Genomic DNA, 23,237 nt, shown 5'->3' with positions numbered 1-23,237 from the left:
TACACTCCCTCAAACAAGGCGTGGACCATAGCCCCGAAGAACTGCGGCACAAGCCGGATATTGCCGGCAATCGCGATCGGAACAAAGATATAGGCAGGTGTTAACCGAACGCATCATTGTACCCGATCCGTTGACAATCGGTTTCTGCGAATGATCGCATCGTTCGCGTTGAGCTTGTCGGTGCGTTCCCATTCAAGACCACGGTCCTTGCGATACGTCCGCCAACCCTGCCACAGCGGAATGATCCAGATGAACCAGAACACCAACAGGAACAACGGGTTGACTCGCAGCAGGTACCACAGGCGGGACAATGCGCCAGGCAATACGATCCGTGTCCTTGTCCAGGCGACATAATACAGGCGTACAAACATGATGGTCAGTGCAATGGCATTCACCAATGCAAGCCACAGCGTCCATTCCGGCAGCGGACTGGTGCCCAGCCACCAGGTGACCGCCGCCCACACCCCAAGGGGAATTCCGATGGAATTGAGCGAGAGCGACATGCAGGGCAGGAAGTTGAGCCAGGCCTTGATGCGCTCCGTCCGGGTGAACCCCATCTCCTTGAGCGGTACATTAAGCGACTGGAAAAACCCTGCGACCCAGCGTTTGCGCTGCTTCAGGCCGTTGCCGAAAGTCTGCGGCACTTCTTCTACAAGCGGCGCCTCGATAAGGCCCAAAGTCTTGCCGTTTTTCCAGAACCGCATCCCGACCTCAGGATCCTCGATCGCGACCCAGGGATGGAACCCGCCCAAGGCGTAGAGGTCGGACGCCTTGAAAAACAGGCCTTTGCCGAGAACCCAGTAAGGATGCGTGCCATCAGCGGTCAGGTGTCCGTACTTGTTGGCATCCCAGACGATGTGATCGAAGGCGAACCAGCTGGCCGGCAAGGTATTTAGAAGATTACCGGCAATGTTCGTTGATTGCGTCACGTCATATTGGCGCACCCCTGCCGCGCCGGCCAGGAAATGGTCGGGCAGCGGCGCACTGTCGGCATCGATGTAGTTGAGGAGGAAATCGCCCGCGCGTTCCTTGTGGATCTGGTAAAAGGCGTAGATCAGCTGGCGCGTCTTCTTGGCTGGCAGGTCGCGCACGCCGGCGCGCGGACCCTTGTGATACCAATAGACGTGCGGATTGCTGTCCCATGCACTCCAGACCGTTTGCCATTCAGGAGCAGTCGTGGGAGGGACTTCCATGATGGACAGAAACGCGAATTCCTTGGCAAGCTGGCGCAGGCTGGCGATGGTTGCATGATCGTCATGGTTGGGAATGGCGACGATTGAGCGCCGCTCCTCCGGATAATCAATCCGCGCGAGCGAGTGAAACGTGGTGCGCATCGTCTCCTCCGGCTCGTTCAGAACCGGGTAAAGCAGGACGATATGCGGCAATTCACCCGGCGCTATTCCATCAGCAAGGCTTATGTCGACCCGATTGACCGGCCGGGAATAGAAGTACACATCCACAAGCATGGCAAGAAGATAAAGAACCTGAACGCCGATAAACAGGCAGACGAGGAACCAGGTCAGGATGTCCATGGCAATGCCCCTTGTTCTTTCATGCCACGGTCAGCTCATGACTTTTCTGTTTCACAGCGCTGCTTTCAGGCGCCCGCGGTCTGACCGGCCAGCGCGAGCCTGCTCGCACCAAGTTCGTCTTTGAAATAAGCGATCGTTGCTTGCAACCCCTGCACAAGCTCGACAGCTGGAACCCAGCCCAAGATCGCCTGCGCCCGCGCGATGTCAGGTTTGCGCCGCTTGGGATCGTCCGATGGCAACGGCCGCTCCACGACCCTGGATTGTGAACCCGTCATTGCGATGATGATGCTGGCCAGTTCAGCCACCGTGATTTCGGCCGGATTGCCGATGTTCATCGGTCCTTCTGCATCTTCTGCGGCAGCCATCAGCCGGATGAACCCCTCGACCATGTCGTCAACATAGCAGAAGGAGCGTGTCTGACTGCCGCTGCCGTAGATGGTGATCGGCTCGCCCTGCAATGCCTGAGTAATGAAATTCGATACAACGCGCCCATCGTCGGGCAGCATGCGCGGACCATAGGTGTTGAAGATCCGGACCATGCGCAGCCGCAAGCCGTTCGTCTGACAAAAGTCGGTCATCAGCGTTTCGGCAAACCGTTTGCCTTCATCATAGCATGAGCGCGCACCGACCGGGTTGACGTTGCCGTGATAGCCCTCGTGCTGCGGATGAACCTCCGGGTCGCCATATACCTCCGAAGTGGAGGTGTGAAAAACCGCCGCGCCATCCTGCGCGGCGCGCTGAAGAACGTTGTAAACGCCTGCGGAACAGATGCGCAGCGTTGCGACCGGATCGGCCTGGTAGTGCACCGGGGATGCAGGGCAGGCCAGATTGTAGATTTCATCGAAGCGCTCCATCCGTGGGAGCGGCTGCACGATGTCATGTTCCACCCGCTTGATCCGGTTTGACGCCACCAGCGCATCGAGATTGTCCCACCGGCCAGTGTGCAGATTGTCCAGGCAATATACCTGATGCCCCTCGCCAATCAGCCGCTCTGCCAGATGAGAGCCCAGAAACCCGGCACCGCCTGTGATGAGGATCGTCTTTGCCTGGGGATCCACGATCTGCAGATGCGGCGCACTGATCTTGCGGGTCGCTGTCTGCACACCATCACGCCCGCCAGCTGCCGTTCCTCGCGCCGCTGCCTTGCTGACGATGTTTCTGAGCGTGCCCGAAAGCGGAACCACCAGAAAGTCAGCGTCCGGCCGCATGTCAGCCAGCATCTCGGCAACCTGATCACGCGTTTCGTCGGACACTTCTGCAATTGTCGAGATCACCGTGAAACCGGCAAGGGCAGCTGCGATCTTTCTGGTTGCCACCCGGAGGGGATGATCTTCATGTGTGTCGCCCCCAGGCAGGTCAGAGGCAATCAGAACGAGGTCTGCAGACGCGATCGCATCATCCAGGTCTTCGCTAAAACGCAGCCGCCCCGCTGCCAGGCCTGCCGCAACCAGCGCAGCATGTGCGGGATCTTCCAGCATTCTGCCATCTAACCTGATGTCCTCTGCCGTCATGTCGTCCGCAGGAGATCTGCCGGCGATACAGGTGACATCATGGCCAGCCTGCGCCAGACGTGCGCCGTGATCTCGGCCGTAAGCTGGGCCAGCATCACCGCATCCCAAAACAGCAATCTTCATGTACAAGCCTCGTGTTTGAATGGACCGTTTGCGCGCCGGCTGTCATCCTGCGGTCGGGTCTGCCCCCGATAATGCGCTTTGCCGGTCAAAAGTGGATCCACACGCCGACCAGCGGGCCGCGCTGCCGAAGCGCATTTTTTCCATAAATGGTCGCTGTATATCCGGCCTGGACCGAGATCCGGTCGGTAACGGCAAACACTCCGCTCACATAGGCATCGCCATACCGATAGGACTGATTGACAATGTTTTCGCCAGGGCCATCGGAAAACGTGTTCGCCAGGGTGGCAAGCAGCATGAACCGGTTCGTCAGGTTGGTTCCGGCACTGAAATCGGCATGGAATTCATTGGGCAGGTCGCCGGACCGCAGCCGATAGCCTCCCTCTGCCGAGCCGAACCACGCCTTTGCTGCATAGGCCGCGCCGAGCCGCAGATCGATATCGGTGCTCGTGCTGCCGATCTGGGCAAAGGATTCCTGCCGGCCGGCGCCGGGAATCCGCAGCAAGGCCTGCGTGGAGACCAGCCAATCCTGACCATGCGCCAGCCGGTAACGTGCACCCACTTCGGTGTAGCCAAGCCCGTCGATATCATCGTCATTCTCGATGGACACGCTGCGGTAGCTTGGCGACAGGATCACGGTGAGATCATCCGACACGCCATATTCCGCCAGAACATAGACCTGATCCTGATCGTAATCGGCATTGTCGCTGACGTTGCCATCATCATCGAAGCCGCGCGCGCTGTCGGTAAACACGCCACTGGCAATGATCCGCCCCTCCCCCTTGGCGCGCAGGAATGGGTCGGCATGTGCTGATGCTGTCCCTGCAAGAGCCAGAACCACAGCAATGGCAAGCTTTCCCGTCATCAAGTGCTCCGCTGCCCCATTTGCCTCACCTGTTCATCAAACCCGGCAGGATGACCGCCTTGCTCACCATCCTGATGCTGCAAGGGATGTATTTACCTGCTGCTTGCAGGAAAATTCATGTGGATCATCATGGCGCATGCTGCAACCCTCTCATCTGACGTTCATCCCGACCATGGGAACTGAACGACAGATTTTGCCAAAGCGGATGCACCAATGCGGGTAGAAGATCAGCAAAAGAAGCGGTATGTGTTTCAATCTGGAACATGACTGGGCGTCATCATGCCGCAAATCTCACTAACTCGCCGAAAGCTCGTGCTCGCTGCGTGTGCGGTGCCGCTGATCGCAGCAGACAAAGGCATCCATTCCAAGGGCATCCATTCGGCATCGGCGAAAGACAAGGGTCCGGCGGTGGTGACCGGTGCGGCTCCTGCCGGAGACGTGGTGCTTGGGGTCGCGGCACAGGCAAGGCATCTGCTGATCGACGAAGGGTACAGCACGGCAGTCGTCGCCAACTGCGGATCGATCACGCCGGAGCTGGAATTCAAATGGGACATGGTCGAGCCGGAGCGTGGAGACTGGAATCTCCTTGGCGCGAAGCAGATAGTCCGCTTCGTGCAGCAACATGCAATGCAGATGCATGGTCACGCCTTGGTCTGGCACAAAAGTATGCCACCCTGGGCGGTGGAAGACATGCTGAAGCACAAGGACTGGCGGATCGTGCGCCGGTACATTGCCACACTGGTGGAGCAATGCGGGCCAACGGTCGCGGGCTGGGATGTGGTGAACGAACCGCTTTTGCCCGGTGCGCGCGCAGACGGTCTGCGTCCTTCTCCTCTCCTGCAGGCGTTCGGACCCGATTACATCGAGCGGGCTTTCGACGATGCAGCCGCTCATGCAGGCGGCGCCGTGCTGTATCTCAATGAATATGGCCTGTTGTGGTCCTTCGCCGAATCAGAGGCGAAACGCACAGCTGCCCTGCGCCTGCTCGAACAATTGGTGAAAGGAGGCGCACCGATTGGCGGGTTGGGCATTCAGGGGCATCTGGAAATCGCGAAGATGCCCTTTTTTGACCAGAGCATCGTCGCAAGGTTTCTGCAGGAGGTCGAGGCAATGGGGCTCAGGTTTCGCATCAGCGAACTCGACGTCAAAGAAGACCGAACCGATCTCGCGGTCGAGGAACGTGACCGGCTGGTGGCTGAAGCGGCCGGCGCCTTGCTGGACGTTGCAGTCGAAAGCCGCTCGTTGACAGGGGTCACCTGCTGGGGGTTGTCGGACCGCTACTCCTGGCTTGCGCCACAAAGCGCGAGCGCAGGGCTCAACCGTGGCCTGCCGCTCGATAGCGACCTGCGGCAGAAATCCATGTTCGATGTCGTGCAGAATGCTTTGCTGCGAGCCGATGCGCTTGCGGCCAGATCCTGAGCGTCAAGAACCATCCAGCACGATAGATGACGAGACAATTGGTTAACCATCTGTCTTAACTAGCTTTATCAAATCATCCTTATTGTCGCGGCGATATCCTGTGCTTGCAAGCGCAAGGATATCTTCCGATGCCTACTTCACGCCGTGCAGTACTGGGTGCCATGATGATCATGCCGTTGTCCTCTGCCATGACACGGCCGTTATCAGCTTCCGGACCGCCGTTCAGCGGCGCGGGGCAAAACGGATGGAATGGACCGATGGAGCGTAGCTTGCCCGGTGAAAACGCGGTTCAATTCGGTGCGGCCATCCGTCCGGACCAGCTTACGGTCGAAAGCCCACTGCTGTCGGCAATCCGCACGAGCGACATTCTCGTTCCCGAATATCATGGACAATGGAGCGCGGTAGAGTGGCGCCGGGGTAATCCATGGTTCGGCAATTACGATGCGATCACCGAATTTGCACACCGTCATGGCCAGAAGGTCCGGGGTCATTCCCTCATCTGGGAGCAGATGACGCCGCAATGGGCGCGCGATGAAATGCTCGATCGGCGTGACTGGCGCACGGTTTCCCTCCACTTTGCAAATCTGCTGAAACGGTATCGCGGGCGCATCGATGAATGGGTTGTCGTCAACGAGATGATCGATACCGAACAAGGCAGCCGCGGAATGCGAAGAACCAGTTTTCATGAGGCGTTCGGCAGCGACTATGTCGCGCAGGCCTTGCACACTGCACATCGGCTCGACCCTGCGGCAAGGCTGATGATCAACGAATATGGTCTGACCCATGACAATCCTGTCGATGAACGCAGGCGCCGGGCCTTGCTCCGGCTGGTCGAGCGGCTGAAGGCAGATGGGGTTCCCCTGCACATCGTGGGAATACAGGGCCATCTTGAACTGGCGAAAGGTGCGGTGCCGCAACGCCGGATTGCGCGGTTCATGCGTGAACTTGCCGAAACCGGCGTGCAACTGGCGCTCACCGAAGTTGATGTGCTGGAAGATGACCGATTCCGCAGTCTTGCCGAGCGGGACCGCCGGGTCGAAGCTGCTGTCACGCAGTTGCTGGAAGTCGCCTGCGCCGAGCCAGCCATGAAAAGCGTGACGACCTGGGGCCTGAGCGATCGTCACAGCTGGTTGCAGGAGCGTGATGAAGGCAGCATGGCCGCGCTCGCCCTCCTGCCACAGGGGCACGAGCATCTGAACCGCGGCCTGCCGTTTGATCATGACATGCAGCCAAAATCGATGAACGGGAAGCTGGCACTCGCCAGAACGCGGGCGCTGGGATCGAGCCAGCCACCGGGCGGCAATCAGGCGCTGGGCTAGAAGATCTCTTCGTCAGCCGGACCGATGATAGGGATGACCGGTGCTGATGCTGTATGCCCGCCACAATTGTTCGGCCAGCATTGCCCGTGCCAGAAGGTGGGGCCAGGTCATCGATCCAAAGGCGAGCAGGAGATCCGCGCCTTGTCGGGCAGCGTCGCCGTGACCGTCGGCAGCCCCGATGACAAAGCGCGCTTCACGAACGCCAGTGTCGCGCCATTGTGTCAGCAGTTCGGCAAGGGCCGGCGAGGTCATCTGCCTGCCGCGTTCGTCGAGCAGCACATTGCGTACCGGTGTGAGCGGCGCCGGGACCTGTCCGCCCGTCTCCGGCAGTTCGGTCAGTCGGACCGGCCAGGCAATCCGTTTGACGTAACGCGTGAACAGTTCATGTTCGGCAGAGCGGCCGATTTTGCCGCGGGCAATGATGTGAAGCTGCAATTCCCGATGCCCAGTCTACCGATTTGCCGCTTGCGGGATCCATGGGACATGAAGCCCGGGAACGACCGGAAAGCCACCTATGCGCTGGTGACTTCGCCAAACCCCCACATCCGCTCCAGATTATAAAAGCTGCGCACTTCCGGGCGGAACAGGTGCACGATGATGTCGCCTGCGTCCACCAGGACCCAGTCTGCTGCGGGCAGCCCTTCAATCCGGACAGGACCCAGCCCGGCACGCTTGATCCGCTCTGCCAGCTTTTGCGCAATGGCGGCGACTTGCCTGCTCGACCGGCCCGATGCGATCACCATGTGATCGGCAATGGAGCTCTTGCCTTCGAGCGGAATGGAAACCATTTCCTGCGCCTGATCGTCATCAAGCGATTGCAGGACAAGGGCATGAAGCGATCCGGGCTCTGCGTCTGCGACGCTGGCCTCGTTGATCACAGAGGAGCCGGACAGGTCCGGCGAGTTGTGCGCCTGGTTCATTATGAGGCAAATTGCTCCGTTCTACTCAACAGTTCGTAGGCTTGATCCAAAGGTTCTAACGCAAGCCCCCGTTTTGGCAATGTGGAACGTCTGCGCCAAACCTCAACCTTTTGTTTTGCGCAAAACGCCCGATCCGCCGATCACGCGGCGCGTCACGCCATCCAGAGCCTGCACGTCAACGTAAGCGTCGGCCCAGTTCGGGTGTTTCAGCCGCACCGCCGTTGCCGACCGGGTATCGGGATCGAAACGCAGCATCACCAGCGCAGGTGCCTGCCAGCCAATGCGGTTGCGCAATCGGGTGACAGAAGTTCGGTAAGGGCCAAGCCACCGCATTGCCGGGCTGAATACGGCACGGCTGTCATGGCCGGGCCGGGCAATTACCGCAATCGGCACCATGCGTGCGATCATGCGCCAGGCACGCCAGCGGTGAAACTGGGCCAGATTGTCTGCCCCCATCAACCAGAGGAACCGGCGGTTGGGATAGCGGCGAATGAGCGCTCGCAAGGTATCGACGGTGTAGCGCGTGTGCAGGTCGCGTTCCACGGCGGTGGCACGGATCCGCGTTCCTCGTGCCATGCGCGATGCAGAGGCAAGCCGCGCCGCCAGTGGCGCCATTCCCGCAGCCGGTTTCAAGGGATTGCCGGGCGATACCAGCCACCAGACCTCATCCAGCGCCAGGGCATCCAGCGCAAATTTGCTGATGCGCCGATGCCCCGGATGTGCCGGGTTGAAGCTCCCGCCGAGGAGGCCTGTATAGACGGCATGCCCCGTTACCAGGCGGGTGCTGACCGGTGCCCGTGCAATTGAAAAGTTCCGTCCCACGCGCGCGCTGGATGGCAGCAACGTCTGGTCCGACTGTTCAGGAGCGGACTTGTCCGGTGCCGCGCACCTGCCATTTGTATGTTGTCAATCCTTCGAGGGCGACCGGGCCGCGCGCGTGCAGCCTTCCGGTAGCAATGCCGATCTCCGCGCCCAGGCCGAACTCCCCGCCATCGGCAAACTGGCTGGATGCATTTGCCATGACGATCGCGCTGTCCACCTGCTGCAGGAAAGCTTCGGCTGCATCGGCGTTGGCGGTGACGATCGCATCGGTGTGACCCGACGAATGACGACGAATATGGGCAAGTGCATCATCAATGCCGTCAACAATGCCGACCGACAGAACGGCGTCGAGGTATTCTGTATCCCAGTCCTCGTCACTGGCCGCGCCGATGCGCTGATCGAGCGATTGCGCCCGCTTGTCGCCGCGCAATTGGCAGCCGGTTTCCAGAAGGCGGTTTACCAGCGCTGCGGCATGGGGGTAGCTTGCATCGATCAGCAGCGTTTCCAGCGCGCCGCAAATGCCTGTCCGGCGCATCTTGGCGTTGACCGCGATAGCTTCTGCCATCTCCTTGTCGGCATCGGCGTGCACATAGGTGTGGTTGATCCCGTCAAGATGAGCAAGCACCGGCACCCGTGCTTCTTCCTGCACCCGGGCGACCAGCGACTTGCCGCCACGCGGAACAATCATGTCCACCTCGCCTGCGGCCTTGAGCAACGCGCCCACCGCCGCACGATCCTGCGTCGGGATGAGCTGCACCGCGCCATCGGGAACGCCGCTGTTCACAAGCCCGCGCGACATGGCTGCATCGATAGCGCGGTTGGAGTGAACAGCCTCGCTTCCACCGCGCAGCAGGGCGGCATTCCCGGCCCGCACGCACAGCGCCGCTGCATCCGCAGTCACGTTCGGGCGGCTTTCATAGATAATGCCGATAACGCCGATCGGCACCCGCACGCGTGTCATCTGCAAGCCATTGGGCTGTTCCGTGCGTTCGATCACGTTCCCCACAGGATCAGGCAGGGAAGCAACCTTCTCCACGGCCAGAGCAATCGCTTCGAGCCGATCCGGGTCCAGTGCGAGCCGGTCCAGCATTGCTGCAGCCAATCCCCGCTCCTGCCCGGCGGCAATATCCTTTGCATTGGCAGCAAGAATTGCCGCGCCATCTTCACGCAGGGCAGCAGCGGCGCTGCGCAGCGCATTCGCCTTGTCCTCGTCGGGCATCGCGGCAAGCACAATTTGTGCCGTGCGCGCCTTGCGGGCAAGTGCCGTCACCAGCTGTTCAGGGGGGAGCGCCTCGTCGTCAGGCATGGCGTGTTGCATTGGCTCGATCATGTTCATGAGACTGGCACTAGCATAGAGGCCAACGAAAGTCAGGCCTTCACCGGCAATTGCGCATCCGGCGACTGGCAGGCGACCGCATGTGGCATCGATCATGCGCCAGTGCCTGCACGTCGGGAGCGCCTGATGAACGCGGGCTGTCCATGAGCAGGCAGCGTGCCGGGCAGGCATGCGTGGTCAGTCGGCCTGTCCAGCGCTCCCGGCATGTCCAGGCGGCAGGGCTCACCCAGAGGTGAGCGGCAACGCCGGCTATTGTGCGTTACCCTCGGCGCGACGGGCGTCGAGCCATGCCTGCGCTTCTGCTTCCTGTGCAGCTTCGACGGCATCCTGTGCTGCCTTGATGCGCTCTGCCTTCAGTTCCTCGATCAATGCCTGCCGGTCATCGCCCAGGCGTTCCTGCGCCTCGATCGTATCCTGCTGCGTCGGCGCATCCTTCGTTGCCTTGGCAACGGCGGCGTCAAGCTCCCGCTGGGTGCACAGGCCCAAGGTCACCGGATCCTTTGGATTGATGTTCTGGATGTTCCAGTGTGACCGGTCGCGGATCGCGCCGATGGTATTGCGCGTCGTGCCGATCATCTTCGAGATCTGCGCATCGGTAATCTCGGCGTGATTGCGCAGGATCCATGCGATGCCGTCAGGCTTGTCCTGGCGTTTGGATACCGGGGTGTAACGCGCGCCCTTGGTGCGCTGCATCTGCACCGGCGCCTTGTGGATCTTGAGGCGGTAAGCGGCATCTTCCTGCCCTTTTTCGATTTCCTCATGCGTCAACTCGCCTGCACGCACCGGATCGCGCCCTGTGTATTTCTGCCCGGCAAGATCGTCTGCCATGGCCTGAACCTCCAGCATGTGGAGACCGCAGAAATCGGCAATCTGTTCAAAGGTCAGGCTGGTGCTGTCCACCAGCCAGCTTGCCGTTGCATGCGGCATCAGCGGCGTTGCCTGCTCCTGGGGTTGGCCCTGGGCCTTGTTCTGGCTCATCGAAAAACCTTTTCATCCTGTTCCCACGCTGTGCCATCGCCGCCATGTGGCGCCATCGGGGCTGCGGGCTGTTTACTACACATATGATAAGGGCCGCCCCATGTCCGGAACGGCCGTCTGCCGTGTCATTCTAGAAGAAATGGCTTGCAAGGGCAAGAAGCCTGTCGGCAACAGTTTGCAGCCTTCAGCTCCGCATCTGTTGCCGGTGCGGTCATCCGTTGTTCCGGGAAACCCTAACCGAGTTCCAGCACAATCTTTCCGACATGGCTGCCGCTTTCCATGTGCCGATGCGCGGCAGCGGCATCCTCAAGGGCAAAGCGTGCGTCCATCACCGGGCGTAACTGCCCGCTTTCGACAAGCGGCCACACGGCTTTCCTGATGCTGCTGGCCAGCGCTGTCTTGAACAGGTCGGTGCGCGGTCGCAGCGTCGATCCTGTCATCGTGATCCGCCGCGTCATGATCCGCGCCATGTTCACCGTGGCTTCGGTGCCCTGCTGCACCGCAATGGTAATGTGACGGGCGTTGTCGGCCAGACAGGCAAGATTGCGCGCGACGTAATCGCCTGAAACCATATCGAGCAGGACATCGACGCCATCTCCTTGTGTGATGCGCTTTGCCTCGGTTACGAAATCCTGCGTGCGGTAATTGATCGCATGGGCAGCGCCGAGTTCCACAGCGCGGGCGCATTTGGCATCCGTGCCGCAGGTGACGATCACGCGCAGCCCGAACAATCTGCCCAGCAGGATCGCCATGGTGCCGATCCCGCTGGTTCCGCCATGCACCAGCAGCGTTTCCCCGTCTGCGGCAAGCCCGCGTTCGAAGACGTTGTACCACACCGTGAACAGCGTTTCGGGAAGTGCGGCAGCCTCTGCGAGTGAAAGCCCTTCGGGTACCTGCAGGCAATGTCCCGCCTGCGCGATGCAATATTCGGCATAACCGCCGCCGTTGACCAGCGCACAGACTCTGTCTCCGATGCGTCCTTCGGCCCCTTGTCCAAGCGCTGCGATATGCCCTGCTACTTCAAGACCGGGACGCAGGCATGCACCGGGAGGTGGCGGGTAGCGGCCTTCGCGCTGGGCAATATCGGGACGGTTGACGCCTGCATGCGTGACCTTGATCAGCACCTCTCCGGGTTTGGGCGCCGGAACATCGCAGGTGCGCATTTCCAGCACGTCGGCCCCGCCGGTGCCTTCATAGACGATCGCCTGCATCGAAGGTGGCAATGCTGCATCTGCATTCATCTGGGCAGAGCCCTTTCCGGTCCGTTTTGCCTGCCACCGCTGATGGCCAGACAACGCGGTAACGCGATGCCCCGTTGACAGCAAGCCGGTCACCACCGAGATTGGCACAATGACGCAGGAAGGCGAAGCGGTGCGCCCCGGGGGCGATCTTGTCGAGAGGCTGGCGGCAGAGGATCTTGGTCATCTGTCACAAGCTGAACTTGCAGCACGCATCGACCTTCTTGAACTGGAAATCGCACGTACGCGAACCCATATGGCAAAGGTTGCGGATCACCGGCGGGCCGCTGAACTTTTATTCAGGTCGCCTGTGTGAAGCTGTCTGCCGGCCTGTCAACGCAGGCGGCAGTTTTTGTTGCAGATGTTCCTTTTGCTAACGCGGCATGTTCCGCCGAATTTTCGATCGGTTCATCATTGGCCCTTACAGCCGGGGCCGGTTTCAACACCCCGGCTCCTTATTACTGGCAAGGATGAAACAGCGCATGCCCTCATTTGCCCAAAGCCTGGAAAAGACGCTGCATAACGCGCTCGCCAATGCAGCCGATCGCCGGCACGAATATGCAACGCTCGAGCACCTTCTCCTCGCACTCATCGAAGATGATGATGCCGTGCAGGTGATGGAGGCGTGCGGCGTTGATGTTTCCGAACTCGGCGCCGTGGTGAAGCAGTATCTTGATCAGGAATACCAGTCGCTCAAGACTCCGGACCGCGCAGACCCTTCGCCCACTGCCGGGTTTCAGCGCGTGATCCAGCGTGCAATCCTGCATGTGCAATCGTCTGGCAACGACACTGTCACCGGCGCCAATGTGCTGGTGGCCCTGTTTTCCGAACGCGATTCCTACGCGGTTTATTTCCTGCAGCAGCAGGACATGAGCAGGCTCGATGCAGTAAGCTACATCAGCCACGGCATCGGCAAGACCGGAAGGCCTGTGGAAACGGGTGCGGCAAAGAACGAGGAGGCGGCCAAGCCTGGCGGCAAACCTGATGCCAAGGGCAAGAAGGAAACCGCGCTCGACCAGTTCACGGTCAACCTCAACGACAAGGCGCGTGCGGGCAAGGTAGATCCGTTGATCGGGCGCGGTCCCGAAGTCGATCGCACGATCCAGATCCTGTGCCGCCGGTCCAAGAACAACCCGCTCTATGTGGGCGATCCCGGCGTCGGCAAGACCGCGATCGCCGAAGGGCTGGCGCGCAAGATCATCGAAGGTCAGGTGCCCGAGGTGTTGCTCGATGCCGTCATCTATTCGCTCGACATGGGCGCGTTGCTGGCAGGCACGCGTTATCGCGGCGATTTCGAGGAGCGGCTGAAGCAGGTCGTCTCCGAGCTTGAAAAAATGCCGGAAGCCGTGCTGTTCATCGACGAGATCCACACGGTCATCGGCGCGGGCGCGACCAGCGGCGGGGCGATGGATGCGTCCAACCTGCTGAAGCCGGCGCTGTCATCGGGCGCGATCCGGTGCATCGGATCGACCACCTACAAGGAATTTCGCAATCATTTCGAAAAGGACCGCGCGCTGCTGCGCCGGTTCCAGAAGATCGACGTCAATGAACCATCGGTCGAGGATACGGTCAAGATCCTGAAAGGGCTTCGTTCCGCGTTCGAGGATCATCACAATGTCCGCTACACGCCCGATGCGATCAAGACGGCGGTGGAATTGTCCGCGCGGTACATCAACGACCGCAAATTGCCGGACAAGGCGATCGACGTCATCGACGAGGTCGGCGCGATGCAGATGCTGGTCCCGCCCAGCCGCCGCAAGAAGACGATCACCGCGCGCGAGATCGAAAAGGTGATCTCGACCATGGCGCGCATTCCGGAAAAATCCGTGTCCAAGGACGACAAGAAGGCATTGGAAACCCTGGAACGCGATCTGAAGCATGTGGTGTTCGGGCAGGACAAGGCGATTCAGCTTCTCTCGACGGCGATGAAGCTGTCGCGGGCGGGTCTGCGCGATCCCGACAAGCCCATCGGCAGCTTCCTGTTTTCCGGCCCTACCGGTGTCGGCAAGACCGAGGTTGCACGCCAGCTTGCCAGCATCATGGGCATTCCGCTGCAACGCTTCGACATGTCGGAATATATGGAACGGCACAGCATCTCGCGGCTGATCGGTGCGCCGCCGGGCTATGTCGGCTTCGATCAGGGCGGATTGCTGACCGATGCGATTGATCAGCAGCCGCATTGCGTGCTGCTCCTCGATGAGATCGAAAAGGCGCATCCTGACCTGTTCAATATCCTGTTGCAGGTAATGGACAATGGCCGGTTGACCGATCATCACGGCAAGACGGTGGATTTCCGCAATGTCGTGCTGATCATGACGACCAATGCTGGCGCCGCCGACATGCAGCGCAGCGGCATCGGCTTTGGTGATGTCAGCAAGGAATCGGCGGGCGAAGAGGCGGTGAAGAAGATGTTCACGCCTGAATTTCGCAACCGGCTCGATGCCGTCGTGCCGTTCGCCTATCTTGGCAAGCCAATTGTCAGCCGGGTGGTGGACAAGTTCATCCTGCAACTGGAACTGCAACTTGCTGAACAGAACGTCCATATCCAGTTCGACGCCAGGTCTCGCGAATGGCTGGCCGACAATGGTTATGACAAATTGTTCGGTGCGCGCCCGATGGGCCGGCTGATCCAGGACAAGGTGAAGCAGCCGCTGGCAGAGGAACTGCTGTTCGGCAAGCTGTCGCAAGGCGGCGAAGTGCAGGTTGGCACCAAGGAAGGCGAGGACGGCAAGACCGAGCTTTCTTTCGAATTGACCCCGGCCCCGCCCAAGACGCCCAAGCGCAAGAAGAAACGCCCGCAGTCCAAGAAAACTTCCCCTGCGGAGCAGGATGATGAGGTCGGCAATGATGTCGACCAGAATGGTTCGCAAGGCTGAGCTTTTGCACATGAACGGGGGCGCGCTGCAAGGCGCGCCCTTTCACTGTGTGATCCTGCCGATCAGTCGAGAGACCGCCGCGCGGGTCTGTGCAATGTCGGTGCCAGTATCGATGATGTGATCGGCGCGCTCCCGTTTGTCGGCATCTGGCATCTGCAACGCCAGTATCTCGGCAAATTTGCGCTCGGTCATGCCGGGTCTGGCCAGCACCCGCCGGCGCTGCACGTCGGCAGGTGCTGAAACGACCGCAATGGCATCAAGATCGGCCTGGGCGTTCTTCTCGAAGAGAAGCGGTATGTCGAACACCACAAGGGGCGCGCCTGCATGACGTGCCATGAAGCGGTGGCGTTCCTCCCGCACCGCCGGATGCACGATTGCCTCCAGCCGGGACAGTGCGTCCGGGTCGCCGAACACCTGACTTCCAAGCCGCTCCCTCAACACGCCTTGCGGTCCGGTGCTGCCGGGAAATGCGCGCTCGATGGACAGAAGCAACGCGCCGTCCGGACCCTGGAGTTCGTGCACGATCGCATCGGCGTCGAACACCGGAACGCCTGCCTTGCGGAACATGGCCGCAACAGTGCTTTTGCCCATGCCGATGGAGCCGGTCAGCCCCAGGATGAAGGGTCGTGCTGCTGCCGGCACATGATCCGCAGACCTGTCATTCATGAGGCAAGCAACTGGCGCAAGCGATCGTCTGCATCGCGTGGGGGAAGGGCGTCAAAAAACCGGCGGAAGGCATGGTCGGCCTGGCCGATCAGCATGGAAAGCCCGTCGATGGTTGCAAATCCATGTGCCCTTGCGCGTTGCAGGAACAAGGTGTCCACAGGCGAGGTCACGATATCGTAACAGATACTGCCGGGCGGCGCGTGACTGAAATCGAAGGCAAGCGGCGCCTGCCCAGCCATGCCCAGCGCACTTGCGTTGATGACCAGATCGAGGCAGCCTTCGCGGTCGTCGAAGGCAAAATCCGTTGCTTGGGCAAAGTGAGCAAGCGGCACGGCATGGTGCTCTCCTGCCGGATCTACCGATGCCAGCAGCGCCTGCGCCTTCAGCTCGTCACGGCCGGCCAGCACCAGCACCATGTTGAAGGGCGCAAGAGCGGCCACAATCGCGCGCGCTGCGCCGCCTGTGCCAATGATGCGCGCCATGCAAAACAGGTGCGGACGCTGCAGCAAAGGCCGCAAGGGTTCGAGAAATCCTGCTGCATCGGTATTGGTGCCGACAAGTTTGCCATCTTCCATGACGACGGTGTTCACAGCACCGATACGTGCGGCAAGCGGATCGACGTGGTCAAGCAACGGCACGATCGCCTGCTTGTGCGGCATGGTGACATTGCAGCCGCGCCACGCCGCATCGTTCCGGCGGGCGCTCAGGTAGTGGGCGAGACTGTCTTGAGGGACATGACAGGCGCGATAATCCGCCTTTATGCCAAGCTGTTCGAGCCAGAAGCGGTGAATGACCGGCGACCGGGACTGGGCAATCGGATCGCCGATGACTTCTGCAAAGGGTGTCGTCATGCGGGCAGCTGCCCGAAGCGGCGGAGCGCGGCCAGCAACGCAAGCAGCGGCATGCCAAGAATGGTGAAATAATCGCCATCAATCCGGTCGAACAGTTGAACGCCCATGCCTTCGATACGAAACACGCCGACACAGCCGGCAATTGCGGGCCATTCAGCATCAAGGTAATGAGCGATGAATTCCTCCGACAATGGCCGAAGCTGCAATTGTGCGGATGCGGCATGGCTCCAGATTGTTTGCCCATCCCGCGCGAGTGCGGCGGCGCTGTGAAGGTTCAGCAGCCTGCCGGAAAACCAGCGCAGATGGTTGGCGGCATCAATCCGGTCCGTCGGTTTGTCGAACATGCGGCCATTACACTCGACCAGTGAATCGCTGCCCAGAACAAGACCTTCGGTCCGCAGGGCAAGCGCCTTTGCCTTGGCAAGAGCTTCGGCAATGAAAGCTGGATGCTCTCCTGACATAACGGTTTTCAAGGCGCTTTCATCGATGTCGGCAGGGCTGACCGCGTAAGCGACACCCGCAGCATCAAGCATTGCGCGGCGGGATGCCGATCGCGATGCAAGCACAAGTGGCGGAGCAGGAATCGGTTTGCCGGTCATATCGGCTTGATGCCGCCCACCGCATCCGGATCATTGACGAGCCGCGCCTGCCGCTCGTTGTAAAGATTGATGACCGCGGCGGCTGTCTCCTCGATCGAGCGGCGGGTCACGTCGATGACTGCCCAGCCGTTATCGGCGAACAGACGGCGGGCATAGCGCACTTCGCGCTCGACCCGCTCCTTGTCAACATAGTCGGTCTGCGGGCTCTGGTTCAGCGAGAGCAATCGGTTGCGCCGCACCTGGATCAGCCGGTCAGGTGACGTGGTCAGCCCCACGATGAGGGGATGACGCAGGTTGAACAGGGCTGGCGGCGGTGGCGATTCGACCACGATCGGCATGTTGGCGACACGATAGCCGCGGTTGGCAAGGTAGATCGACGTCGGCGTCTTTGACGACCGGGAGACGCCGGCAAGCACAATCTCGGCGTCCTCCCACTCTTCCCACAGCAGACCATCATCATGAGCGATGGTAAACTGGATCGCTTCGACCCGGTCGAAATAGGCGTCGTCAAGCACATGCTGGCGGCCCGGCCGGTGCATCTTGTCCTGATTCAGCAGCCGGGCCAGCGGATCGGTGACTGCATCAAGGGCGCTCACCGTAGGCAGGCCCGCTTCGGCACATGCCGCTTCAAGATTGTCGCGGATCGTGTCGTTTACCAATGTGTAAAGCACCAGTCCCGGGTAACGGGTGATCGTTCCCATGATGCGGTCGAGGTGCTGCTGCGAGCGGACCATGGGCCAGAAATGCCGTTCCACCTCCACGCTGGCAAATTGTGCAAGCGCGGCCTTGGCGATCATTTCAAGCGTCTCGCCGGTGGAATCGGACAGCAGATGCAGATGCAGATGAGCCATGCCTGTCTCAGCCCGACAGGGCGCCGTGGGCAATGCCGCGCACCCAATGGTCAAGCCGCCTTGTAAAAGGACCGATTGATCGGAACGCAAAATGATTGTGTCCCGTGTCAGCCAGGACCAGCAGCGTTGCATCCGTCAGAGCCGGAAAATCGCTCAGCACCTGATTTGGCGCAATGCCGATGTCCCTGTCGCCAAACATGAAGAAGGCGGGAATATCGATGCGTTGCGCTTCCTTGTGGATCGACCCCCTGACCATGGAGACATAACCGCCGGCTGCAAAGAAGGAGCCCATTGCAGCCCGCAGCAAGTCGTTTGCGGCAGGGGTCTGCCCACCGAAAATGGCAGACGTCTCGCTCGGGCCGCGATCGTTGCTGGGGAACTGTGTCTTGAACTTGCGTTCGACCAGGTCGGGCAGGGCCGCTTCGAGCGCATCAGGACGGTCGATGAACTGTTTCTCATGATTGTCGAGCGCGCGTTCGATGCCTCCGGCGCTGGCCCCCATGATGCACATCGCGTCAAACGCACGATGTTGTCCCTGGCACAGCATCAGCAATGCGCCGCCCATGGAATGACCGGTGCCGACCAGCACGCGGGCGCGGTCCCCCAGATATTTCCGCAATTGTGTTGCCGCTTGCGCGACATAGCGCATGGCAGTGCGCGGCATCAGGAACGGGTGGTTGTCACCAAGAGCATTCGTGCCCGTGCCGGGTGTGTCCAGCGTAACGACTGCATGGCCCTGCCCAGTCATCAGTGCGGCAAAGCTGAGTTCGACGCCGTCTGCCTCACCAAGGTCGAAGTAATGGCGCGATGCACCTCCACCGGGCATGCACACGAAGCATACGCCGCTTGGCGTCCCCTCGGGCAGGTAAAGCGCCATGGTGATCGTTGCGGTTCCACCGTCGTCGCGCGCTACGTCAAACGAAAGCTCCTGCGCGCCTGGAGCAGTGCCGGTGGCGCGTTCCGCCCCGCTCATGCCCAGCCGTCCGGAACACCGGGATCGGTGGCGTGAATAAGATGCTTCAACTGATTCTTGAAAGCGGTGATGTCCTGATGAGACATCTGCGCAGTGGCCGCAGCTTCTGCTGCCACTGCCGCGGCGGAAATATCGGCAAGCGCGTTGCGGCCGGTGTCTGACAGCAGCCAGCGGTTGTCCTGCGCCAGGACGAACCCGCGTCGGGCGAGCGATTCCATGGTTTCCTCGCCCGCCTGCATGCCTGTAAAGGCGATCAGTTCGCCAAGCTCGGCTGTGGTGCGCGCGTCCTTCATGCCCATCACGCTCAAGATGAAGTGATCCGTTTCACCAAGGGCATGGCGAGCCAGCACCTCGCCGATCTTGCCATATAGCTGGAAATGCGCACGGCCGAGCAGATAACCAAGAAAGTTCTCGCTCAAGCTGTAATCTGTGTTGCTGGTAGCATCGCCTGACTGCGACAGTTCAGCAGCGATCCGCGCCGCCAGTGCGTAATTGCCGCCATGGAAGATGAGCGGAGCGCTGGCCTGACGCGCAAAACCGATGACTTCGCCGACAAAGATCACATGGTCGCCGCCGTCATACTGGTGGCGGGTGCGACACTCGAACCGCGCAGCGCAATCCTTGATAAGGGGAATGCCGGATGAGCCCCGCTCCAGATCTAGTCCGGCAAACTTGTCCTCGCCCCGCTTGGCGAAACGGTTGGACAGATCCTGCTGTGCAGCGGCCAGGATATGAACGGCAAAATGTTCTGCGTTGCTGAAGGCGTCCATGTTGCGCGAGGTGCGCGCAAGGCTCCACAGGACCATGGGCGGATCGAGCGATACAGAATTGAAGCTGCTCGCGGTCAGCCCGACATCGCCGCCGGCCTGATCCACTGTGGTGATGACGGTTACGCCGGTTGCAAAACTTCCCAGTGCATCGCGAAAACCGCGACTGTCCATGATTGCTTCACCCATGAAAAATAATCCTGATCTTGTGTGGGTCGGCTTGCAACCAGGCAGCGTCGCCACTCTGCCCGTTGGTTAGCCGTCGGCCTGGTTCTGCCGCACCTTGCGCAAAAACTGGTGTTTTTGCCAGCGCCTTTGTGGCTATAGGTGAGCATGACAGGCAGGCAATTGCCGCAAACAGAGGAGAGGATCGCCATGGCGCAGGAGTTTGCAGGACGCAACGTGTTCGTCACCGGCGCAGGAAGCGGCATCGGCCGTGTCACTGCACAGGCCTTCGCAGCCGAGGGTGCAAAGCTGTTCCTCACTGATCGCGATCAGGCCGCGGTTGATGAAACCGCCGCGATGATCTCCTCTGCCGGTGGCAGCGCGCATGCAGCGATGCTGGACGTGACGGACGCCGCTGCGGTAGCCGATTGTCTGCAGGACATGCTGAAAAGGATGGGCGGCATCGACGTCGCCTTCAACAACGCTGGCGTTACGCTGGAGAATGTGGGCACGCCATGGGGCAGTCTGGAGGCTTACGCCCGCACGATGCAGGTTAATGCAGATGGTGTGGTGAACTGCATGCGTCACCAGTTGGAGCACATGGCAGAAGCCGGGCGTGGCGCAATCGTGAACACAGCTTCCATCGCAGGCATGAGCGGAATGGGCGGGGCAGGATATTGCGGCAGCAAGCATGCCGTCGTCGGCCTGACGCGATCCGCGGCAATCGCGTTCGCGGCCCGCAACGTGCGCGTAAACTGCATATGTCCGGGTGCAATTCTGACCCCGATGGTGACAGAAACGCGCAAGAACCCGCAGGCGGCCGCCATGATCGATCAGATGCATCCCATGGGCCGCAGTGGCACGCCTGAGGAGGTCGCAAACGCGGTGCTGTTCCTCGCGTCTGACAAGGCAAGCTTCATCACCGGTCATCCGCTGGCGGTGGATGGCGGAGTGCTCGCCCGTTGATTAGTCAGTGAGGCGAAAGGCGGAGCCGGTGGCTACGCCTGCCGGTGCGTTCGTGGGCGCGCGGCTGTAACCACAGCAAAGGTGATGCCGGACCTACCACTGCGGCTTGTGCCCTTGGCGGGTGACAGGCCGCGCGTGATATCTGACGCGCCGCGCAAAGCTCACGCAGCATCACTAAAAATTTCGCATGGCGCTCAAGGAAGGTGATTATCACCTCGATAATCCCCGTTTTTGCGGCGGATAGTGTAGTGGGAGCGACGAAATCATTTGACGATTAACATATTCGCTCGGGAACCGTTACCTTTTCCAATCCTTTAAGGAGAGAAAACGACCTGCAATGAGGACGACAATCATGTACGCACCGATGTTCAGAAGCAGCCCTCCGGACAAATGGACGCGGCCACGGCCATTTACCGATGCATCACTGCGCTTCGCCAAATTTGGCGCCCTGCAGCCGATGGATACGCCAAATTTCTGGCAGAGGCTTTTTCGGGGGTTCTGAGTTCCGCGCATCGCCGAAGCAATGCCTGCAATGCCGCGACGCTTACGCAGCGGGTCAGATCGGTTCGAATGGCTCCATCTCTTCGGGATAACCATGACCGCGGGGCATCCCGATAAAGGTCTTCCCGTTTGACTCGCTCAGATATGGACGGATGAGCCGCGGGGGATGTGCCAGGGCATCGGCATGTATGTCCGCAAAACTCGTGAATTGCGCTATTCTTTGAAGATTGCGTCTGGTCGGATGAACCAGGGCGAGTTCTCCTTTCGCAGACCGGCGCAGGATTTCTTCGGCCGTTGCCCAAAAAACGCTTTCGCTTTCGGAGCCGTCCGCCACCACCGCCACATTCCCCGTGCCGATATCGGTGACGAAGAAATGCGTGTCGAAGACCCTGGTCACCACTTCGGGCGGACACCACCGGGCATACGGCGTAATGGCCTTGTCCGTAAGGCTCCATCCACTGGCATCCAGAATATCTGCAAAACTTTTGCCGGAAAGCAGGGCCATGCGCGCGGCACGTGCCTCGTCTTTGCCAACCTGTTTCTCCAGCCCGACAAGCAGCCCGGCCTCTTCCAGAGTTTCCCGGATTGAAGCGACGAGCGCAGCACCCCAGGCCGGGTCCATGCCCGGCAGGAAACGTGCCGCAACGGCATGGTCGCCAGGATCTACCCTGCCGCCGGGAAATACGACGGCACCGCCTGCAAAGCGCAGCTTTGCAGCGCGTTTCACCATAAGGATTTCGGGCGGGGAGGTTTCTGACCCATCTGCCAGGGGCCGTCCGCGGCGGCAGACAATCAGCGTGGCAGCAAGGATTGCGTCTGCTGCTGCTTCATCGCTGCTCACGCAATTCCTCCTGCACAACGATGACATGTAACGAGCGGCAGGTCATGTGCGTTGACACCCAAGACACCGGAGGAGAGTCGCTCTGGTGACTGCGTGAAAGCCGACACACCGGGCGCATCGGCTCTGGCATCAGGTAAAGTTCGGATCGGATTACGCAATCCGATTACTGAGCTGGCTTGACCTGCTTTTCCTGCATCAGAGTGCCAAGTTCACCTGCCTCGAACATTTCCATCATTATGTCGCTGCCGCCAACGAACTCACCCTTGACGTAAAGCTGCGGGATCGTCGGCCAGTCAGAATAGCTTTTGATACCCTGACGCACTTCCATGTCCTGCAACACGTCAACGCTGGCATAGTCGACGCCGAGATGATCAAGAATGGCAATCGCCCGGCTCGAGAATCCGCATTGTGGAAAAAGCGGTGTGCCCTTCATGAAGAGGACGACATCATCGGCCGCCACAATGTCGGCGATGCGGGCGTTGGGGTCGGACATGACTTCGTGTTCCATCAGAAATTTGGCAGTTCCTGTCAGTTGGGAACGGCGGTTGTCAGTTGCAAGGCGTGAAGCGTGCCACCCATGTGCCCGCCAAGCGCGTCGTAAACTGCCTTGTGCTGGGCAACGCGGCTTTTGCCAGCAAAGCTGGCGCTCACCACATGGGCGGCATAATGGTCGCCATCACCCGCCAGATCGCGGATGGTGATGGTGGCGTCGGGAATGGCGTTGCGGATCATGTTTTGGATGTCATCGGCCTGCATTGGCATCGTGCTTGGTCTCCTCTGCGAATTGTCGTGTGATCCTACATCTTGCCGATGAGCTGGCGGCGCGCTTCTACGGCTGACTGGTCAAGCGCAGTGCGGACCGCGGCTTCATCCACCTCCACCCCTGCGGCGATGAGGTCGCCATAAACCTTGCGAATGACATCCTCGTCGCCTGCCTCTTCGAAGTCGGCCTGAACGACGGCCTTTGCATAGGCTTCGGTTTCCGCCGCAGAAAGGTCCAGCTTGCCTGCCGCCCATTCGCCAAGCAGGCGATTGCGGCGGGCCGTGATACGGAACATGGTCATCTCGTCACGCTCGGCCTTTGCTTCTTCTCCGCGGCGACGATCGGAAAAATCGGTCAT

24 protein-coding genes are annotated in these 23,237 nt (G+C 60.4%); 5 read left to right on the top strand and 19 right to left on the bottom strand.

The genetic code is table 11. From position 1 onward, the window contains the following. Nucleotides 1-113: 113 nt before the first annotated feature. The 3 genes from RM533_RS07890 to RM533_RS07880 all read right to left on the bottom strand — a co-directional run bounded on the left by RM533_RS07890 (nucleotide 114) and on the right by RM533_RS07880 (nucleotide 4,028). Entirely contained in the window at nucleotides 114-1,532 is a 1,419-nt protein-coding gene (locus RM533_RS07890) for a glycosyltransferase family 2 protein (RefSeq protein WP_311340682.1), read from the bottom strand. Between the two features lie 65 nt (nucleotides 1,533-1,597). After that, a complete protein-coding gene (locus RM533_RS07885; RefSeq protein ID WP_311340681.1) occupies nucleotides 1,598-3,166 on the bottom strand; it encodes an NAD-dependent epimerase/dehydratase family protein in 1,569 nt (522 codons plus the stop codon). A gap of 85 nt (nucleotides 3,167-3,251) precedes the next feature. Beyond that, nucleotides 3,252-4,028, bottom strand: coding sequence for a hypothetical protein (locus tag RM533_RS07880; RefSeq protein WP_311340680.1), 777 nt, complete (start codon nucleotides 4,026-4,028; stop codon nucleotides 3,252-3,254). Between the two features lie 312 nt (nucleotides 4,029-4,340). On the opposite strand from RM533_RS07880, the gene RM533_RS07875 reads away from it, so the two are divergent. Together RM533_RS07875 and RM533_RS07870 are read left to right on the top strand one after the other, a co-directional pair. Further along, nucleotides 4,341-5,447 (top strand): endo-1,4-beta-xylanase, encoded by a 1,107-nt coding sequence (locus tag RM533_RS07875; RefSeq protein ID WP_311340679.1) that lies wholly within the window; start codon nucleotides 4,341-4,343, stop codon nucleotides 5,445-5,447. 128 nt (nucleotides 5,448-5,575) lie between these two features. Next, nucleotides 5,576-6,766: an endo-1,4-beta-xylanase gene (locus RM533_RS07870; protein WP_311340678.1), complete on the top strand. Its 1,191-nt coding sequence runs from the start codon at nucleotides 5,576-5,578 to the stop codon at nucleotides 6,764-6,766. A gap of 12 nt (nucleotides 6,767-6,778) precedes the next feature. Here the strand turns inward: RM533_RS07870 and RM533_RS07865 are convergent, their stop codons facing one another. The 6 genes from RM533_RS07865 to RM533_RS07840 all read right to left on the bottom strand — a co-directional run bounded on the left by RM533_RS07865 (nucleotide 6,779) and on the right by RM533_RS07840 (nucleotide 12,063). After that, nucleotides 6,779-7,201 (bottom strand): 23S rRNA (pseudouridine(1915)-N(3))-methyltransferase RlmH, encoded by a 423-nt coding sequence (locus RM533_RS07865; RefSeq protein WP_311340677.1) that lies wholly within the window; start codon nucleotides 7,199-7,201, stop codon nucleotides 6,779-6,781. A 77-nt stretch (nucleotides 7,202-7,278) separates the two neighbouring features. After that, the gene (rsfS, locus tag RM533_RS07860; RefSeq protein WP_311340676.1) at nucleotides 7,279-7,686 is read right to left on the bottom strand and encodes a ribosome silencing factor; all 408 of its coding nucleotides are present in this window, start codon (nucleotides 7,684-7,686) and stop codon (nucleotides 7,279-7,281) included. Between the two features lie 102 nt (nucleotides 7,687-7,788). Further along, complete coding sequence (locus RM533_RS07855; RefSeq protein ID WP_311340805.1) at nucleotides 7,789-8,490, bottom strand: nicotinate-nucleotide adenylyltransferase; 702 nt, start codon at nucleotides 8,488-8,490, stop codon at nucleotides 7,789-7,791. Between the two features lie 55 nt (nucleotides 8,491-8,545). Next, the gene (locus RM533_RS07850) at nucleotides 8,546-9,826 is read right to left on the bottom strand and encodes a glutamate-5-semialdehyde dehydrogenase (RefSeq protein ID WP_432265050.1); all 1,281 of its coding nucleotides are present in this window, start codon (nucleotides 9,824-9,826) and stop codon (nucleotides 8,546-8,548) included. A 267-nt stretch (nucleotides 9,827-10,093) separates the two neighbouring features. Next, complete coding sequence (locus tag RM533_RS07845; protein WP_311340675.1) at nucleotides 10,094-10,822, bottom strand: DUF1013 domain-containing protein; 729 nt, start codon at nucleotides 10,820-10,822, stop codon at nucleotides 10,094-10,096. 233 nt (nucleotides 10,823-11,055) lie between these two features. Further along, complete coding sequence (locus RM533_RS07840; protein WP_311340674.1) at nucleotides 11,056-12,063, bottom strand: NAD(P)H-quinone oxidoreductase; 1,008 nt, start codon at nucleotides 12,061-12,063, stop codon at nucleotides 11,056-11,058. Nucleotides 12,064-12,172: 109 nt separating this feature from the next. On the opposite strand from RM533_RS07840, the gene RM533_RS07835 reads away from it, so the two are divergent. Further along, a complete protein-coding gene (locus RM533_RS07835) occupies nucleotides 12,173-12,376 on the top strand; it encodes a DUF1192 family protein (RefSeq protein WP_311340673.1) in 204 nt (67 codons plus the stop codon). Nucleotides 12,377-12,542: 166 nt separating this feature from the next. Then, nucleotides 12,543-14,936: an ATP-dependent Clp protease ATP-binding subunit ClpA gene (clpA, locus tag RM533_RS07830; RefSeq protein WP_311340672.1), complete on the top strand. Its 2,394-nt coding sequence runs from the start codon at nucleotides 12,543-12,545 to the stop codon at nucleotides 14,934-14,936. 42 nt (nucleotides 14,937-14,978) lie between these two features. On the opposite strand, the gene coaE is transcribed toward clpA, so the two are convergent. The 6 genes from coaE to RM533_RS07800 are packed head-to-tail and all read right to left on the bottom strand — an operon-like array spanning nucleotide 14,979 to nucleotide 19,832. Continuing rightward, the gene (gene coaE / locus RM533_RS07825; protein WP_311340671.1) at nucleotides 14,979-15,602 is read right to left on the bottom strand and encodes a dephospho-CoA kinase; all 624 of its coding nucleotides are present in this window, start codon (nucleotides 15,600-15,602) and stop codon (nucleotides 14,979-14,981) included. Beyond that, entirely contained in the window at nucleotides 15,599-16,453 is an 855-nt protein-coding gene (aroE, locus tag RM533_RS07820; RefSeq protein WP_311340670.1) for a shikimate dehydrogenase, read from the bottom strand. Before aroE ends, coaE begins: the two co-directional genes overlap by 4 nt. Further along, complete coding sequence (locus RM533_RS07815) at nucleotides 16,450-17,052, bottom strand: Maf family protein (RefSeq protein ID WP_311340669.1); 603 nt, start codon at nucleotides 17,050-17,052, stop codon at nucleotides 16,450-16,452. Before RM533_RS07815 ends, aroE begins: the two co-directional genes overlap by 4 nt. After that, nucleotides 17,049-17,903 (bottom strand): pyruvate, water dikinase regulatory protein, encoded by an 855-nt coding sequence (locus tag RM533_RS07810; RefSeq protein ID WP_311340668.1) that lies wholly within the window; start codon nucleotides 17,901-17,903, stop codon nucleotides 17,049-17,051. Before RM533_RS07810 ends, RM533_RS07815 begins: the two co-directional genes overlap by 4 nt. A 7-nt stretch (nucleotides 17,904-17,910) precedes the next feature. Then, entirely contained in the window at nucleotides 17,911-18,876 is a 966-nt protein-coding gene (locus RM533_RS07805) for an alpha/beta fold hydrolase (protein ID WP_311340667.1), read from the bottom strand. Further along, nucleotides 18,873-19,832, bottom strand: coding sequence for a flavin reductase (locus RM533_RS07800; protein WP_311340666.1), 960 nt, complete (start codon nucleotides 19,830-19,832; stop codon nucleotides 18,873-18,875). Before RM533_RS07800 ends, RM533_RS07805 begins: the two co-directional genes overlap by 4 nt. Before the next feature lie 144 nt (nucleotides 19,833-19,976). Here RM533_RS07800 and RM533_RS07795 point away from each other — a divergent pair, with 144 nt between their 5' ends. Beyond that, nucleotides 19,977-20,774, top strand: coding sequence for an SDR family NAD(P)-dependent oxidoreductase (locus RM533_RS07795; protein WP_311340803.1), 798 nt, complete (start codon nucleotides 19,977-19,979; stop codon nucleotides 20,772-20,774). A 556-nt stretch (nucleotides 20,775-21,330) separates the two neighbouring features. Here RM533_RS07795 and RM533_RS07790 read toward each other — a convergent pair. The 4 genes from RM533_RS07790 to RM533_RS07775 form a co-directional block, all read right to left on the bottom strand. Next, the gene (locus tag RM533_RS07790; RefSeq protein WP_311340665.1) at nucleotides 21,331-22,116 is read right to left on the bottom strand and encodes an NUDIX hydrolase; all 786 of its coding nucleotides are present in this window, start codon (nucleotides 22,114-22,116) and stop codon (nucleotides 21,331-21,333) included. A gap of 163 nt (nucleotides 22,117-22,279) precedes the next feature. Then, nucleotides 22,280-22,609 carry a Grx4 family monothiol glutaredoxin gene (gene grxD, locus RM533_RS07785; RefSeq protein WP_311340802.1) on the bottom strand — a complete coding sequence of 110 codons (330 nt, stop codon included), beginning with the start codon at nucleotides 22,607-22,609 and terminating at the stop codon, nucleotides 22,280-22,282. A 35-nt stretch (nucleotides 22,610-22,644) separates the two neighbouring features. Beyond that, a complete protein-coding gene (locus RM533_RS07780) occupies nucleotides 22,645-22,878 on the bottom strand; it encodes a BolA family protein (protein ID WP_311340664.1) in 234 nt (77 codons plus the stop codon). A 35-nt stretch (nucleotides 22,879-22,913) separates the two neighbouring features. Then, nucleotides 22,914-23,237: a DUF1476 domain-containing protein gene (locus RM533_RS07775; RefSeq protein ID WP_311340663.1), complete on the bottom strand. Its 324-nt coding sequence runs from the start codon at nucleotides 23,235-23,237 to the stop codon at nucleotides 22,914-22,916.

The sequence above is a fragment of the Croceicoccus esteveae genome, from assembly GCF_031846435.1.
Classification (GTDB): Bacteria; Pseudomonadota; Alphaproteobacteria; order Sphingomonadales; family Sphingomonadaceae; genus Croceicoccus; species Croceicoccus esteveae.
The sequence above is the reverse complement of the archived record's forward strand: the minus strand, read 5'-3'. Positions and strand labels throughout refer to the sequence as shown.